Genomic DNA, 15003 nt, shown 5'->3' on the forward strand with positions numbered 1-15003 from the left:
GCGGATACTGGCCGGGTGACCGATCCGCACCGCGCCGCGCTGACCCTGCCCGAAGTCGAGGCGCTCGCCCGCTCCGCCCACCACGGCCAGACCGACAAGGCGGGCCGCCCCTATGCCGAGCATCTGCACGCCGTCGCCGAGGGCGTCCGTGTCCGCGGCGGCGACGACGAGCAGATCGCGGCGGCCTGGCTGCACGACTCCATCGAGGACGACGCGCTGACCGAGCGGTGGTTGGAGGAGGCGGCCCTCAGCCGCCGTACCAAGGACATCGTCCTCGCCCTGACCAAGGGAACGGGCGAGGCTCCTGAGGCCTACGCGGCCCGCATCCTCGACACTCCTGGCGCCCGGCTCGTGAAGGAGTCGGACCTCGCGCACAACGCGGACCCGGCCCGCCTGGCGGTCCTGGACGAATCGACCCGCCACCGCCTGACCGAGAAGTACGCCCGCATGCGCGCACTCCTCGGCCTCACGGCGACGGACACCGCGCCCGGTCTCTAGGCGTTGACCTTCTCGCGGCGCTCAGCGGCCGCTCCGGCCTTCTCACGCTCGCGAGCGAGCTCCGCCGCGTCCCGCTTGAAGGCCCACTCCATCTTCGGCTCCATCGCGAACCGGAACACCCGCTGGACCGGCTTGGTGCACAGCAACGTGACGACCACACCCGCCAGTACGGTCACCAAGATCTCACCGAGCGGCCGGTGCAGCCAGTCCTGGTCGAACCAGCCCGAGTAGTCGCCGGCCTTCACCAGGAACCCGTGCAGCAGGTAGCCGTACAGGGTGCCCGCGCCCAGCGCCGTGAACCACATGCGGCGGCCCGGCACCCAGGCGAAGAAGCAGGCGGTCAGGACCAGCGAGCAGCCGAACATGGCGAGGACCATGACCGGCCCGACCCACCAGGGCGAGTTCAACTCCTGCGCGGCGTCGCGGTGGTAGAACCAGCCCGCGTTCATCCGCGGCACCGCCCACCAGGCGAAGGCCAGCGCGCCCGCGAACACCGGCACGGCCGCGATCCGCACGGAACGACGGCGCACGAGCCGGAAGTGCTCGGGCTTCATGATCAGGCCCAGCACGAAGAACGGCAGGAACTGCAGGACGCGCTGGAGGTCGAGGTCGTCGCCGATGTTCGGAGTGGCCGAGGCCAGCATGGCGATGCCGAGCGCGAGCGGAAGCGGCCAACGGACCGTCTTCCAGATGGGCGTGGTCAGCCGCCACACGAACAGCGCGCACAGGAACCAGGTCAGGTACCAGGGGTCGAGGAGGCTGATCTCCTGGTCGGGCGCGTCGAAGACGAAACGCTTGAAGAGCGGGTACGCCGTCTCGAAGACGATGTACGGCACGGCGACACCGGTGATGAGCCGCTTCAGCCGGCTGGGGCTGGCGTCGAAACTCCGGGAGAAGAAGCCCGAGATGATGATGAACGCCGGCATGTGGAAGGCGTACACGAACATGTACGTGGCCTGCAGGACCCGGCTGTCGCCCTTCAGGGGCTCCCAGGAGTGACCGATGGCCACCAGCACGATCGCCAGGTACTTGGCGTTGTCGAAAAACGAGTCGCGTTGTTTGGGCGACTTGTTCTGCTTCTGCTGGTTTTGGGGCGAGCGGGGGGTGGGCACTCCGGATGTCGAGGAGTGCTGCGGGGGGAGTGGCGCTCTGTTGCGGCCGTTGGGCTGGAGCGAGCTCGTCACAGGTCCTCCCACCCCGTCTCCGGGGAGAAGATCCGAGACCTCGTTGCATGTGTGGGGGGCGAGGCGGCGTGGAACATCTGAGGCACCCTAGCGTTGTCCGTGGCTTTCCGTAAAACGCCCTGCGCAATTCATGGTTATCGGTCTCGGGTACCCCGGATCAACAAACTCGATCCCCTTGTCGAGGTGACGGTCCGCACACTGCCTGCCGCCGATCCGGGCCCCCGCAGGCGTCCTTGATGTCGCGATTCATCCCCACTAATTGGTGCATAAGGCCAGCGGGCGATGTGTCTCCGATGTGGTCATGTCCGCAATTCGAATTACCTGCGGACGCGATGTGTGGACATGGAAAGGATCTCTGTTGATTTCCTGTGCGGGTGCACTTTCGAATTAATGTGCGGAGCGCCGCAGTTGAGTCCGCGCACGGTCCCCGATCACAGGCCGGCGCGGCCGGATCCCGTGCAGCTGTGACCAACGATGCGTCACGGGTCGCATATGCGAGCCGGGTTGGTGGCACGATGGTTCTGGCGGGGGTGCGCGGCTGGGCATCCCCGGGCCGGGAGAGCGGACCGACCTAGGGTGTGTGATCAGTTGTGGCCATTTCACTGTCAGTGGTGCTGCTGTTGGCGATCATCCTGGTAGTGCTGATCAGAGGTGGTTCGATCAAGGCGGGCCCCGCCATCGTCGCCATCCTCTTCGGCTTCTTCCTCGCCTCGACGGGCATGGCCCCGTCGATCAACCGCTTCCTCAACTCGATAGCGGACACGATCAACTCCATCAGCTTCTGACCCCGTCGTACGCGATCGACCGCTCCGCCCGACCAGGTACGCGGCGTGCTGTGAGCCCGATCACCGCCAGTGGGTTGTCATGACCGGCGCGGTGGGCTGGACGATCATGAGCACATGAATCCTCGATTAAGCCGCACGGCGGGCGCCGCAACCATCCTGATCGCGATCGCCGACGCGGCCTGGCTGGTCTTCGGCCGCCCTCAGGAATGGGAGGGCGCCATGAGGTGGCTGCGCCACGCCCTGGCCCTGGGGGCGCTCGGAGCCGCCCATCTCGGCGTCCGGCTGCTGTTCCCCGACACCGAGGAGGACGACCCGGCCACGCTGTGAACGACTCGGGCTCAGGGGGCGCCGCGGCCTCGCCTCGGTGCCCGGATTCGCCTCGTTCGCCCGGATTGGGTCGATGACGAGTCCCGCGAGTGCGGCAAGGAGGCAGAGCGCTCCCACGCCGAGCCCCCACCGCGGCAACGGTGGCAGGCCACTGCCCAGGGCGCGGGCGCCGGCCCAGACCGCTCCGGCCACGAGCCCGACGCCCCGCGTCCACCATCGATCTTCTTTGTTGCTCGTGATGCCCCCGGGGCACGAGGGGCCTGCACGGGCCCCGGGAACGACCGAAGGCCCAGGGAGAGGAATCCGACCTCTCGCCTGGGCCTTCGCCGTACAGAGCGGGCGACGGGAATCGAACCCGCGTAGCTAGTTTGGAAGACTAGGGCTCTACCATTGAGCTACGCCCGCACAGAGCGCGCCGCAGATCGGGTGACCGCGGCACTGAAGGCATCGTAGCGGGTCCGCCCCGCTCGTCGCACACCGCATTCCCGCCCGCGCCGGCGTGCGCCCGCGGGCTCGCGAAATGCTGCGACCCCACTGCCTGCGGGCATGTACCCTACGTGTCGCACCAGACGGGGTGTGGCGCAGCTTGGTAGCGCGTCCGCTTTGGGAGCGGAAGGCCGTGGGTTCAAATCCCGCCACCCCGACCATCGACCGGCCATCCACGGCCGTCACCGGCCGCCTGTGCGATCACCTCGCTTGATCGCCTTTGGGACGTTCAGTGGCTGCGGTTACTATGCAAGCTGCGTGCCCGTGTGTCTCGTCCACTGGAAGTAGTCCACTGGAAGTTCTTCGGGCGGCTAAATCCGCCGGACCAGTCTGGCCCCGGCAGAAACCAAGAAGTCAGCCACAAGGAGACCGAACCGTGAAGAGCGCCGTGGAGACCCTGAACCCGACTCGGGTTCGGCTCACTGTCGAGGTGCCCTTCGAGGAGCTCAAGGACAGCCTCGACGCGGCGTACAAGAAGATCAACCAGCAGGTCACGGTGAAGGGTTTCCGCAAGGGCAAGATCCCCGCCCGGGTCATCGACCAGCGGTTCGGCCGTGGCGCCGTGCTGGAGGAGGCCGTCAACGACGCGCTGCCGAAGTTCTACACGGAAGCGGTCAACGAGGCCGAGATCGACGTCCTGGGTCAGCCCGAGGTCGACATCACCGAGCTGAAGGACGGCGAGACGCTGAACTTCACCGCCGAGGTCGACATCCGCCCGTCCCTCGAGATCCCGGACTTCTCCGGCATCGAGGTCGAGGTCGACGCCGTCGAGGTCACCGACGAGGACATCGAGAAGTCGGTCGAGCAGCTCCGTGAGCGCTTCGCCTCGACCTCCCCCGTCGAGCGCGCCGCCGAGGACGGCGACGTCGTCACCATCGACCTGCAGGCCAAGGTCGACGGCGAGGTCCTCGAGGACGGCGTGGCCGAGGGTGTCTCCTACACCATCGGCTCCGGCGAGCTGCTGGACGGCATCGACGACGCCGTGAAGGGCCTGGAGGCCGGTGGCGAGGTCACCTTCGCCTCCGAGCTCAAGGGCGGCTCCGCGGCCGGCCGGGAGGCCGAGGTCACCGTCAAGGTCACCCAGGTCGCCGCCCGTGAGCTCCCCGAGCTCGACGACGAGTTCGCTCAGCTCGCGTCCGAGTTCGACACCCTCGAGGAGCTCAAGGCCGACAGCCGCAAGCGCCTGGAGAACATGAAGCAGTACGACCAGGCCACGCAGGCCCAGGAGCGCGTCCTGGAGAAGCTGCTCGAGCTGGTCGAGGTCCCGGTCCCCGAGAAGCTGCTCGAGGACGAGGTCAACACCCGCAAGCACAACCTCGAGCACCACCAGCTCGGCCAGATGGGCCTCGACCTGGAGAAGTACCTGGAGATCCAGGGCAAGACCGCCGAGGAGTTCGAGACCGAGACCCGCGAGGCCGCGGTCAAGGGCATCAAGACCCAGTTCGTCCTCGACGAGCTGGTCAAGCGGGAGAAGCTCAACGTCAACCAGGAGGAGCTCACCGAGCACCTCATGCGCCGTGCCGCTTCCTCCGGCATGTCCCCCGACCAGTTCGCCCAGGCCGTCGTCGAGGGCGGCCAGGTGCCCCTCCTCGTCGGCGAGGTCGCCCGCGGCAAGGCCCTGGCCCTGGTCGTCGAGTCCGCCACGGTGAAGGACACCAACGGCGAGGTCATCGACCTGGACGACGAGGAGGAGGAGGGCTCCGCCGAGGAGGCCACCGCCGCCGAGGCGCAGGCCGAGGGCGAGACGGAGACCAAGGGCGAGGGCGACGAGAAGCCCGAGGCCTGATCCTCACGTCACCGCTGACGTACGTACGACGGGCCCCGGGGACTTCCTGTCCCCGGGGCCCGTCGGCCTCCCCAGAGGCGCGGGGCCGTAGCGATGTGCGGCTCGCCGCGTGGGCGCGACAAGCCGCCCGGCCCCGCAGCAGCCCGCGACGCACAGACACCCCTCCGCTACGCCCCCGGCGAACAGCCCCCTCTCCGGGATTCCCCGAAGGGACCCGCGCGTTAGGGTCCATGAATACGAGGGCAGTGGAGTCCCCGAACGGCTCCAGCCCCGCAGGGAAACGTGAGACGGCCCGGCGCCGTCGTAAGACGAGCAGGTGGATACGTGACGAATCTGATGCCCTCCGCCGCCGGCGAGCCTTCCATCGGTGGTGGCCTCGGCGACCAGGTCTACAACCGGCTGCTCAACGAGCGGATCATCTTCCTCGGCCAGCCGGTCGACGACGACATTGCCAACAAGATCACCGCACAGTTGCTGCTCCTTGCCGCGGCCGATCCCGACAAGGACATCAACCTCTACATCAACAGCCCGGGCGGCTCGATCACGGCCGGCATGGCGATCTACGACACGATGCAGTTCATCAAGAACGATGTGATGACGATCGCCATGGGCCTCGCCGCGTCCATGGGCCAGTTCCTGCTCAGCGCGGGCACCCCGGGCAAGCGGTTCGCCCTCCCCAACGCCGAGATTTTGATCCACCAGCCCTCCGCCGGTCTGGCCGGTTCGGCCTCCGACATCAAGATCCACGCAGAGCGGCTGCTGCACACCAAGAAGCGCATGGCCGAACTCACGGCCCAGCACACCGGCCAGACCGTCGAGCAGGTCACCCGTGACTCGGACCGCGACCGCTGGTTCGACCCCGAGGAGGCCAAGGAGTACGGCCTCATCGACGACGTCATCACCACGGCTGCCGGTATCCCGGGCGGCGGCGGCACCGGGGCCTGAGGCCCCAGGACAGCCCCCAGCCGACCGCCACAGCCCCTAGGAGACAGACAGTGAACGACTTCCCCGGCAGCGGCCTGTACGACCGTACGCGCGCCGAATACACGGGACCGGCGGCCGAGTCCCGCTACGTCATCCCGCGCTTCGTCGAGCGCACCTCGCAGGGCATCCGCGAGTACGACCCGTACGCGAAGCTCTTCGAGGAGCGCGTGATCTTCCTCGGTGTGCAGATCGACGACGCGTCCGCCAACGACGTGATGGCGCAGCTGCTGTGCCTGGAGTCGATGGACCCCGACCGGGACATCTCGGTCTACATCAACAGCCCCGGCGGCTCCTTCACCGCGCTGACCGCGATCTACGACACGATGCAGTTCGTGAAGCCGGACATCCAGACGGTCTGCATGGGCCAGGCGGCCTCCGCCGCGGCCATCCTGCTGGCCGCCGGTTCGCCCGGCAAGCGGATGGCGCTGCCCAACGCGCGCGTGCTGATCCACCAGCCCTACAGTGAGACGGGCCGTGGCCAGGTCTCCGACCTGGAGATCGCCGCGAACGAGATCCTGCGGATGCGCTCGCAGCTGGAGGAGATGCTGGCCAAGCACTCCACCACGCCGATCGAGAAGATCCGCGAGGACATCGAGCGCGACAAGATCCTCACGGCCGAGGACGCCCTGTCGTACGGCCTGATCGACCAGATCATCTCCACCCGGAAGATGAACAACGCCGACGTTCGCTGACGCGGGCGCACGAAGCGTCTGCCGCCCTTGGCACGGGTCGGCACGTGCCCGACAAGGTGCACGTCAAAGTGAACCGTGCCAAGGGGGGCCCGAACGAGGGGCCCGGCAAGGTACCGTCGGACATAAGGCAGCACCAGGAGCCGCTGGACCTAGGCGTCTCCCAGGCGAAGGGGAAGCACACCGTGGCACGCATCGGTGACGGCGGCGATCTGCTCAAGTGCTCGTTCTGCGGCAAGAGCCAGAAGCAGGTCAAGAAGCTCATCGCAGGGCCCGGTGTGTACATCTGCGACGAGTGCATCGACCTCTGCAACGAGATCATCGAGGAAGAACTCGCGGAGACGAGCGAGGTCCGCTGGGAGGAACTCCCGAAGCCCCGCGAGATCTACGAGTTCCTCGAGGGCTACGTGGTCGGCCAGGAGGCGGCCAAGAAGGCCCTCTCCGTCGCGGTGTACAACCACTACAAGCGGGTCCAGGCCGGTGAGAACGGCGGCGGCCAAAGCCGCGAGGACGCCATCGAGTTGGCGAAGTCCAACATCCTCCTGCTGGGCCCGACGGGCTCCGGCAAGACGCTTCTCGCACAGACGCTCGCGCGCATGCTGAACGTCCCGTTCGCCATCGCCGACGCGACGGCGCTCACGGAGGCGGGATACGTCGGCGAGGACGTCGAGAACATCCTGCTCAAGCTGATCCAGGCGGCCGACTACGACGTCAAGAAGGCCGAGACCGGGATCATCTACATCGACGAGATCGACAAGGTCGCTCGGAAGAGTGAAAACCCGTCGATCACGCGTGACGTCAGCGGCGAGGGCGTACAGCAGGCCCTGCTGAAGATCCTGGAGGGCACCACCGCCTCGGTCCCGCCCCAGGGCGGCCGCAAGCACCCGCACCAGGAGTTCATCCAGATCGACACGACGAACGTCCTGTTCATCGTGGGCGGTGCCTTCTCGGGTCTGGAGAAGATCATCGAGTCCAGGGCCGGTGCCAAGGGCATCGGCTTCGGCGCGACGATCCGCTCCAAGCGCGAGCTGGAGGCCAAGGACCAGTTCGAGGACGTCATGCCCGAGGATCTGGTCAAGTTCGGCATGATCCCCGAGTTCATCGGCCGCCTGCCCGTCATCACCTCGGTGCACAACCTGGACCGCGAGGCGCTCCTGCAGATCCTCGTCGAGCCCCGTAACGCGCTCGTGAAGCAGTACCAGCGCCTCTTCGAACTCGACGGCGTGGAGCTGGACTTCGAGCGTGAGGCCCTCGAGGCCATCGCCGACCAGGCCATCCTCCGCCAGACCGGCGCCCGCGGTCTGCGCGCCATCATGGAGGAAGTCCTCATGTCCGTGATGTACGAGGTCCCCTCCCGCAAGGACGTGGCCCGCGTCGTCATCACCGCGGACGTGGTCCACTCCAACGTCAACCCGACCCTGATCCCCCGCGACGCCCGCAACGGCCGGGGTCCGGGCGAGCAGAAGACGGCGTAACCGCCGCACACACAGCGACGAAGGGGCTCCGGTCGACCGACCGGAGCCCCTTCGTCGTGCGGTGGAGGCGTCAGGCCTTCACACGGACTTCGTCGCGCATCTTCGTGGTGATGTCGATCGCGGACTCCTTGGTGACGCTCTTGGTGTTGTCACCGGGGGAGACCATGGCGATCGTGCTGTAGTCGGACCACACGCAGAACCAGTCGGTCGACGGCTTCTGGGTGAGGTTGTTGGTGCCCTCGGCCGCCTGGCACTTCATGACCGCGCCGTCGATGTCGGCCTCTTCGGGCTGGCCGACCAGCTTGGTCTGGGACCCGCTGCCGGAAGAAGAGCTCGACGAGCTGGAGTTGCTGGCCTCGATCTGCTTCTGGATGGCGGCGAAGTACTTGTCGAGGGCCGCCTTGGGGTCGGCGATCTCGCCGTAACCGCCCACCATGGTCACGCCCCTGGCCACGAGCAGCTCGCTCTTGCCGGGCAGGTCCTTGGGGTCGGGGTTCTGCGGGTCGTAGTTGCCGAAGTCGGCCGTGGAGTACTGCCCGATGACGGCCTTGCCGTTCTTGACGCCGCTCGTCTCCAGGTACTTCACGGTGTCCGCGTCCGTGCTCTCGCCGCCCTTGCCGACCCGCTTGTAGTCGAGCACCGTCGCCGGAGTCTCCAGCTTGTGCGCGCCGTCGTCCGACAGGCCGCCCGCGCCGCCGCCTCCGCCGATCACGAAGTAGGCGCCCACACCGATCGCGGCCACGACGGCGACCGCGCCGATGATGAGGCCGGTCTTCTTCTTCCCGCCCCCGGCCGCCGGCGGCTGGGGCACGCCGTACGGGGCCTGGCCGTACGGCGGGGTGGGCTGCTGGCCGTACGGGGGCTGCTGACCGTACGGCTGCTGCTGGCCGTAGGGGTTCGGCTGCTGCGGAGGGGCGCCCTGCGGGTAGCCGTAGCCCGGCTGGGCGGGCGGGACCTGCTGGGGGTAGCCGTAGCCGGGCTGGGGGGCCTGCGGCGGCTGGCCGTAGGGGCCCGGCTGGCCGTACGGTCCGGGCTGCTGGGGCTGCCCGCCGTACGGGCCCGGCTGGTTGTCGCTCATTTCTGGGTTCCCCTCCAGATGTTTATGTGTTTCAGACATCCTGGCGCAGAGCCATCGTGCGCATGCCATCGGGGGTCGGCCCGTTACAGAACAAACGCGTTTCGGGACTGTGCCGTGACACCTCTAAACTGAGCCCGTGACCGAGAACGCTCAGCAGCAGCCACCAGCGCCCGACACCGAACTGCCGACCCAGTACGCGCCGGCCGACGTAGAGGGGCCGCTGTACGAGCGCTGGGTGGAGCGGGGTTACTTCGAGGCGGACGAGAAGAGCGACAAGCCGCCCTACACCATCGTCATCCCGCCGCCGAACGTCACCGGCAGCCTGCACCTCGGCCACGCCTTCGAGCACACACTCATCGACGCCCTGACCCGCCGCAAGCGGATGCAGGGCTACGAGACGCTGTGGCAGCCCGGCATGGACCACGCCGGCATCGCCACCCAGAACGTCGTCGAGCGCGAGCTCGGCAAGGAGGGCAAGTCCCGCCACGACCTGGGCCGTGAGACGTTCGTCGAGCGGGTCTGGCAGTGGAAGGGCGAGTCCGGCGGGCAGATCTCCGGCCAGATGCGCCGCCTCGGCGACGGCGTCGCCTGGTCGCGCGAGCGCTTCACCATGGACGAGGGCCTCTCCCAGGCCGTCCAGACCATCTTCAAGCGGCTCTACGACGACGAGCTGATCTACCGCGCCGAGCGCATCATCAACTGGTGTCCGCGCTGCCTGACCGCCATCTCGGACATCGAGGTGGAGTACCAGGACGACGACGGCGAGCTCGTCTCCATCAAGTACGGCGAGGGCGACGAGACGCTCGTCGTCGCCACCACCCGCGCCGAGACCATGCTCGGTGACACGGCCGTCGCCGTTCATCCCGAGGACGAGCGGTACAGGCACCTGGTCGGCAAGCTCATCAAGCTGCCGCTGACCGACCGTTCCATCCCGGTCGTCGCCGACGAGCACGTCGACCCCGAGTTCGGCACCGGCGCCGTCAAGGTCACCCCGGCCCACGACCCGAACGACTTCGAGATCGGCCAGCGCCACGACCTGCCGTCCCTCACCGTCATGGACGAGCACGCGGTCATCACCGCCCACGGCCCCTTCCAGGGCCTGGACCGGCTCGAAGCCCGTTCCGCCATCGTCGCGGCGCTGCGCGCCGAGGGCCGGATCGTGGCCGAGAAGCGGCCGTACGTCCACAGCGTCGGCCACTGCTCGCGCTGCAAGACCACCATCGAGCCGCGCCTGTCCATGCAGTGGTGGGTCAAGGTCGGCCCACTGGCGAAGGCGGCCGGTGATGCCGTCCGCGACGGACGCGTCAAGATCCACCCGCAGGAGATGGAGAAGCGGTACTTCGACTGGGTCGACAACCTCCACGACTGGTGCATCTCGCGGCAGTTGTGGTGGGGCCACCGCATCCCCGTCTGGTACGGCCCGAACGGTGAGGTCGTCTGCGTCGGACCCGACGAGGAGCCGCCCACCGGCGAGGGCTGGCGTCAGGACACCGACGTCCTCGACACCTGGTTCTCCTCCGGCCTGTGGCCCTTCTCCACGCTCGGCTGGCCCGAACAGACCGCGTCGCTCGCGAAGTTCTACCCGAACTCCGTCCTGGTCACCGGCTACGACATCCTCTTCTTCTGGGTCGCCCGGATGATGATGTTCGGCCTGTACGCGATGGACGGCACCCCGCCGTTCCACACCATCGCCCTGCACGGCATGGTCCGCGACCAGTTCGGCAAGAAGATGTCGAAGTCCTTCGGCAACGCGGTCAACCCGCTGGACTGGATGGACAAGTACGGCTCCGACGCGCTGCGCTTCACCCTCGCGCGCGGCGCCAACCCCGGCGTCGACGTCCCGATCGGCGAGGACTGGGTCCAGGGCTCCCGCAACTTCGCCAACAAGATCTGGAACGCGACCCGCTTCGCGCTGATGAACGGCGCGACGATCGAGGGCCCGCTGCCGGACGCGTCGGCGATGTCCGCCACGGACCGCTGGATCCTCTCCCGCCTCAACTCCGTCGTGGCCGAAGTCGACGCGTTCTACGAGGACTACCAGTTCGCCAAGCTGTCCGACGCGCTGTTCCACTTCGCGTGGGACGAGGTCTTCGACTGGTACGTCGAGCTGTCCAAGACCACGTTCCAGGCGGGCGGCGAGGCGGCCGAGGTCTCCAAGCGGGTCCTGGGCGAGGTCCTCGACGTCACGCTGAAGCTGCTGCACCCGGTGGTCCCGTTCGTCACGGAGACGCTGTGGACGACGCTGACCGGCGGCGAGTCGGTCGTCATCGCCGAGTGGCCCGCCGACAGTGGCTTCCGGGACGCTGCCGCCGAGCGGGAGATCGAGACGCTCCAGTCCGTCATCACCGAGGTCCGCCGCTTCCGCGCCGATCAGGGCCTCCAGCCCGGCCAGCGGGTTCCGGCCCGTCTGGAGCTGGACGGCACGGCGCTCGCCCCGCACGAGGCGGCCATCCGGCAGCTGCTGCGCCTCCAGCCCGAGGGCGAGGGCTTCTCCGCGACGGCGACCCTGCCGGTCGCCGGGGCCACGGTCGCGCTGGACCTCTCCGGCACGATCGACGTCGCCGCGGAGCGCAAGCGGCTGGCGAAGGACCTCGCGGCCGCGGAGAAGGAGAAGGCGCAGGCCACGGCGAAGCTGGGCAACGAGGCGTTCCTGGCGAAGGCTCCGGAGAACGTGGTGGACAAGATCCGCGGACGGCTCGCCAAGGCGGACGAGGACATCACCCGGATCCTGGCACAGCTGGAGCGGTTGCCTGAGGCGTAAGCGTCCGTACATCGGTGAAGGTCCCGGAGCTGTGTGAGGTTCCGGGGCCTTTGCGCGCTGAGGGGGGGTGTGCCCGCAGCCACGCCGATGGCGGGGGCTCCGTAGACTGGCCCCGTGAGCGAGCTCCCCCCGAACGGCAACCCCGACGACCAGCCCGACGCCCTCGACTCCTTCGAAGAGATCATCGCGGCCGAAACCGACCGCGACCCCGATCTCGCGGTGATCGAGGCCGGCAGCCGCACCCTGCGCACCCAGGGCGGCCCGCCGCAGGCCGACGTGCCGGCGCGTCCGGCCGACCCCGAGGTCGACAAGGCCCTGCGCGAGGTCGAGGCGGACCTGGCCACGCGCTGGGGCGAGACCAAGCTGGAACCGTCCGTCAGCCGCATCGCCGCGTTGATGGACGTCCTGGGCGAGCCGCAGCGGTCGTACCCCTCGATCCACATCACCGGCACCAACGGCAAGACCTCCACCGCCCGCATGATCGAGGCCCTGCTCGGCGCCTTCGAGCTGCGCACCGGGCGGTACACCTCCCCGCACGTGCAGTCCATCACCGAGCGGATCAGCCTCGACGGGGCGCCGATCTCCGCCGAGCGCTTCGTCGAGACGTACGAGGACATCAAGCCGTACGTGGAGATGGTGGACGGGCAGCAGGAGTACCGGCTGTCCTTCTTCGAGGTGCTGACCGGTATGGCCTACGCCGCCTTCGCCGACGCGCCGGTCGACGTGGCCGTCGTCGAGGTCGGCATGGGCGGCAGCTGGGACGCCACCAACGTGATCGACGGGGACGTCGCCGTGGTGACGCCGATCGACCTCGACCACACGGACCGGCTCGGTGAGACGCACGCCGAGATCGCCCTTGAGAAGGCCGGCATCGTCAAGCAGGACGCGACCGTGATCCTGGCGCAGCAGCCGGTGGACGCGGCTCAGGTGATGCTGAAGAAGGCCGTGGAGGTCGACGCCACCGTGGCCCGCGAGGGTCTGGAGTTCGGGGTCGTCGCGCGGCAGGTCGCCGTGGGCGGGCAGCTGCTGACCCTGCGCGGTCTGGGCGGCGAGTACACCGAGGTGTACCTGCCGCTGCACGGCGCGTACCAGGCGCACAACGCGGCCGTGGCGCTCGCCGCGGTGGAGGCGTTCTTCGGCGTGGGCTCCCAGCGGCCCGAGCCGCTCGACATCGACACGGTCCGCAAGGCCTTCGCGGCGGTGTCGTCGCCGGGGCGGATGGAAGTCGTACGCCGGTCCCCGACCGTGGTCCTGGACGCGGCCCACAATCCGGCGGGCGCGGCCGCGACGGCGGAGGCGGTCGGCGAGGCGTTCGACTTCAGCCGGCTGATCGGGGTCGTCGGCGCGAGCGGTGACAAGAACGTACGGGGGCTCCTCGAGGCCTTCGAGCCGATCTTCGCGGAGGTCGTCGTCACCCAGAACTCCAGTCACCGCGCGATGAACGCGGACGAGCTGGCCGCGATCGCCGTGGAGGTGTTCGGCGAGGAGCGCGTGCAGGTGGAGCCGCGGCTGCCGGACGCCCTGGAGGCGGCGATCACGCTGGCCGAGGAGGAGGGCGAGTTCGCCGGCGGCGGCGTTCTGGTCACCGGGTCCGTCATCACCGTCGGCGAGGCCCGACTGCTGCTCGGGAAGGGCTGAGTCCTCACCATGCGTACGCTCTGTTCCTCGACCCTCATCGGTGAGTTCTTCGTCATCGGGTTCGCCGGGCTGGTCGCGATGAAGGACCCCGACCTGTCCACCTCCACGGTGTGGACGGTGTGCGGGATCGCGATGTTCCTGAGCCTGGTGCTGTGCGGTCTGGTGACCCGGCCGGGCGGTGTCGTCCTCGGTTGGGCCCTTCAGATCGCGCTGATCGCGTCCGGGTTCGTGGTGCCGGCGATGTTCTTCCTCGGGGTGGTGTTCGCGGCGCTGTGGTGGGCGTCGGTGCACTTCGGGCGCAAGGTCGACGAGGCGAAGGCGAGATTCGCGGCCCAGGCGGGATCCTCCGGGGCTGACGCTGCGTAACAACCGGGTAATCTCATCACCCGCACCAGCTTTGACTCCGAAGGAGCCCTCGTGACCCAGCGCACCCTCGTCCTGCTCAAGCCCGACGCCGTCCGTCGCGGCCTGACCGGCGAGATCATCAGCCGTATCGAGCGCAAGGCCGGCTGGCAGATCACCGCGTTGGAGCTGCGCACGCTGGACCAGGAGACCCTGGAGCAGCACTACGGCGAGCACCAGGGCAAGCCGTTCTACGAGCCGCTGGTCGAGTTCATGTCGTCCGGCCCCGTCGTCGCCCTGATCGTCGAGGGCGAGCGGGTCATCGAGGGCGTCCGCGCCCTGGCCGGCCCGACCGACCCGATCGCCGCCGCGCCCGGCTCCATCCGCGGCGACTTCGGCGTCATCGTCCGCGAGAACCTCATCCACGCCTCCGACTCGGAGGAGTCCGCCGACCGCGAGGTCAAGCTCTTCTTCCCCGGCCACGCGTAGCCCCTCCGGGGGTCCGACGGAATCGGGTGGGTGCAGTCGGGCCGGCCCGGCCGGGTGGACGTGGTCCGGCGGTCGGCCCGGCTCAGGCAGTGTCGTTCGGGGCGCGTCGGTCGGCGTGACGAGTGAGCCTCGCGTGAGACGGCGCGCCCGGCGGTGGTCCGTTCGGGTCCGTCCGCGTGTCGCGCGGTCCCCGGTCCGTCCCTTGCCCCGGCCCACGACTTGCCTCCGGCCCACCTCCTGGCCAAGCCACCCCGCGGCAGCGGCCCGCGGCGAAAATTCCGAGGATTTTTCTGATAGACCGTCAGCTCGCCCCACTCACCGACCTGGGACGGCCGTACGTTTTCGGCCGTCCCTCGGCATATGCCGTGGCGATCGGGGGAACGTGTGCCCCCTATGGACTGTCTCCACAAGCGAGGCGGCTCCGCATCTGCTGACAATGGCGAAGACCCTCGCGCAGTGTTCGTGCAGGCGCGTTTACGAT

13 protein-coding genes and 2 tRNA genes are annotated in these 15003 nt (G+C 68.6%); 12 read left to right on the top strand and 3 right to left on the bottom strand.

Features of this window, described 5'->3' with window-relative positions; genetic code table 11:
- The first annotated feature begins 15 nt into the window (after nt 1-15).
- Complete coding sequence (locus tag IG99_RS19105) at nt 16-498, top strand: HD domain-containing protein (RefSeq protein WP_051865568.1); 483 nt, start codon at nt 16-18, stop codon at nt 496-498.
- Here the strand turns inward: IG99_RS19105 and IG99_RS19110 are convergent.
- Nucleotides 495-1682 (bottom strand): acyltransferase family protein, encoded by a 1188-nt coding sequence (locus tag IG99_RS19110; RefSeq protein ID WP_037675574.1) that lies wholly within the window; start codon nt 1680-1682, stop codon nt 495-497. The two genes, IG99_RS19105 and IG99_RS19110, sit on opposite strands and share 4 nt — an antisense overlap.
- A 590-nt stretch (nt 1683-2272) precedes the next feature.
- On the opposite strand from IG99_RS19110, the gene IG99_RS19115 reads away from it, so the two are divergent.
- Entirely contained in the window at nt 2273-2467 is a 195-nt protein-coding gene (locus tag IG99_RS19115) for a hypothetical protein (RefSeq protein WP_031130848.1), read from the top strand.
- 114 nt (nt 2468-2581) lie between these two features.
- Complete coding sequence (locus IG99_RS19120; protein ID WP_037675575.1) at nt 2582-2794, top strand: hypothetical protein; 213 nt, start codon at nt 2582-2584, stop codon at nt 2792-2794.
- A 334-nt stretch (nt 2795-3128) separates the two neighbouring features.
- Here the strand turns inward: IG99_RS19120 and IG99_RS19125 are convergent.
- Nucleotides 3129-3199: transfer RNA gene (locus IG99_RS19125), tRNA-Gly, on the bottom strand.
- Between the two features lie 165 nt (nt 3200-3364).
- Between IG99_RS19125 and IG99_RS19130 the strand changes: the two genes are divergently transcribed.
- The 5 genes from IG99_RS19130 to clpX all read left to right on the top strand — a co-directional run bounded on the left by IG99_RS19130 (nt 3365) and on the right by clpX (nt 8214).
- Nucleotides 3365-3441 (top strand) — tRNA-Pro (locus IG99_RS19130).
- Between the two features lie 215 nt (nt 3442-3656).
- Nucleotides 3657-5066 carry a trigger factor gene (gene tig, locus IG99_RS19135; RefSeq protein ID WP_037675577.1) on the top strand — a complete coding sequence of 470 codons (1410 nt, stop codon included), beginning with the start codon at nt 3657-3659 and terminating at the stop codon, nt 5064-5066.
- A gap of 336 nt (nt 5067-5402) precedes the next feature.
- Complete coding sequence (locus tag IG99_RS19140; protein ID WP_030052245.1) at nt 5403-6011, top strand: ATP-dependent Clp protease proteolytic subunit; 609 nt, start codon at nt 5403-5405, stop codon at nt 6009-6011.
- 50 nt (nt 6012-6061) lie between these two features.
- Nucleotides 6062-6742 carry an ATP-dependent Clp protease proteolytic subunit gene (locus IG99_RS19145; protein WP_037675581.1) on the top strand — a complete coding sequence of 227 codons (681 nt, stop codon included), beginning with the start codon at nt 6062-6064 and terminating at the stop codon, nt 6740-6742.
- Between the two features lie 182 nt (nt 6743-6924).
- Entirely contained in the window at nt 6925-8214 is a 1290-nt protein-coding gene (gene clpX, locus IG99_RS19150; protein WP_037675920.1) for an ATP-dependent Clp protease ATP-binding subunit ClpX, read from the top strand.
- A gap of 70 nt (nt 8215-8284) precedes the next feature.
- Here the strand turns inward: clpX and IG99_RS19155 are convergent, their stop codons facing one another.
- Entirely contained in the window at nt 8285-9292 is a 1008-nt protein-coding gene (locus IG99_RS19155; protein WP_037675582.1) for a membrane protein, read from the bottom strand.
- 136 nt (nt 9293-9428) lie between these two features.
- On the opposite strand from IG99_RS19155, the gene IG99_RS19160 reads away from it, so the two are divergent.
- From IG99_RS19160 to ndk, 4 genes are all read left to right on the top strand, one after another.
- Entirely contained in the window at nt 9429-12053 is a 2625-nt protein-coding gene (locus IG99_RS19160) for a valine--tRNA ligase (RefSeq protein ID WP_037675584.1), read from the top strand.
- A gap of 114 nt (nt 12054-12167) precedes the next feature.
- Entirely contained in the window at nt 12168-13691 is a 1524-nt protein-coding gene (gene folC / locus IG99_RS19165) for a bifunctional tetrahydrofolate synthase/dihydrofolate synthase (protein ID WP_037675586.1), read from the top strand.
- Nucleotides 13692-13700: 9 nt separating this feature from the next.
- Entirely contained in the window at nt 13701-14057 is a 357-nt protein-coding gene (locus IG99_RS19170) for a DUF4233 domain-containing protein (RefSeq protein ID WP_037675587.1), read from the top strand.
- 51 nt (nt 14058-14108) lie between these two features.
- Nucleotides 14109-14522, top strand: coding sequence for a nucleoside-diphosphate kinase (ndk, locus tag IG99_RS19175; RefSeq protein ID WP_037675589.1), 414 nt, complete (start codon nt 14109-14111; stop codon nt 14520-14522).
- Nucleotides 14523-15003: the final 481 nt, after the last annotated feature.

Origin of the sequence: Streptomyces griseus subsp. griseus, from assembly GCF_000720255.1 — a bacterium.
In the GTDB taxonomy this organism is placed as follows: domain Bacteria; phylum Actinomycetota; class Actinomycetes; order Streptomycetales; family Streptomycetaceae; genus Streptomyces; species Streptomyces griseus_I.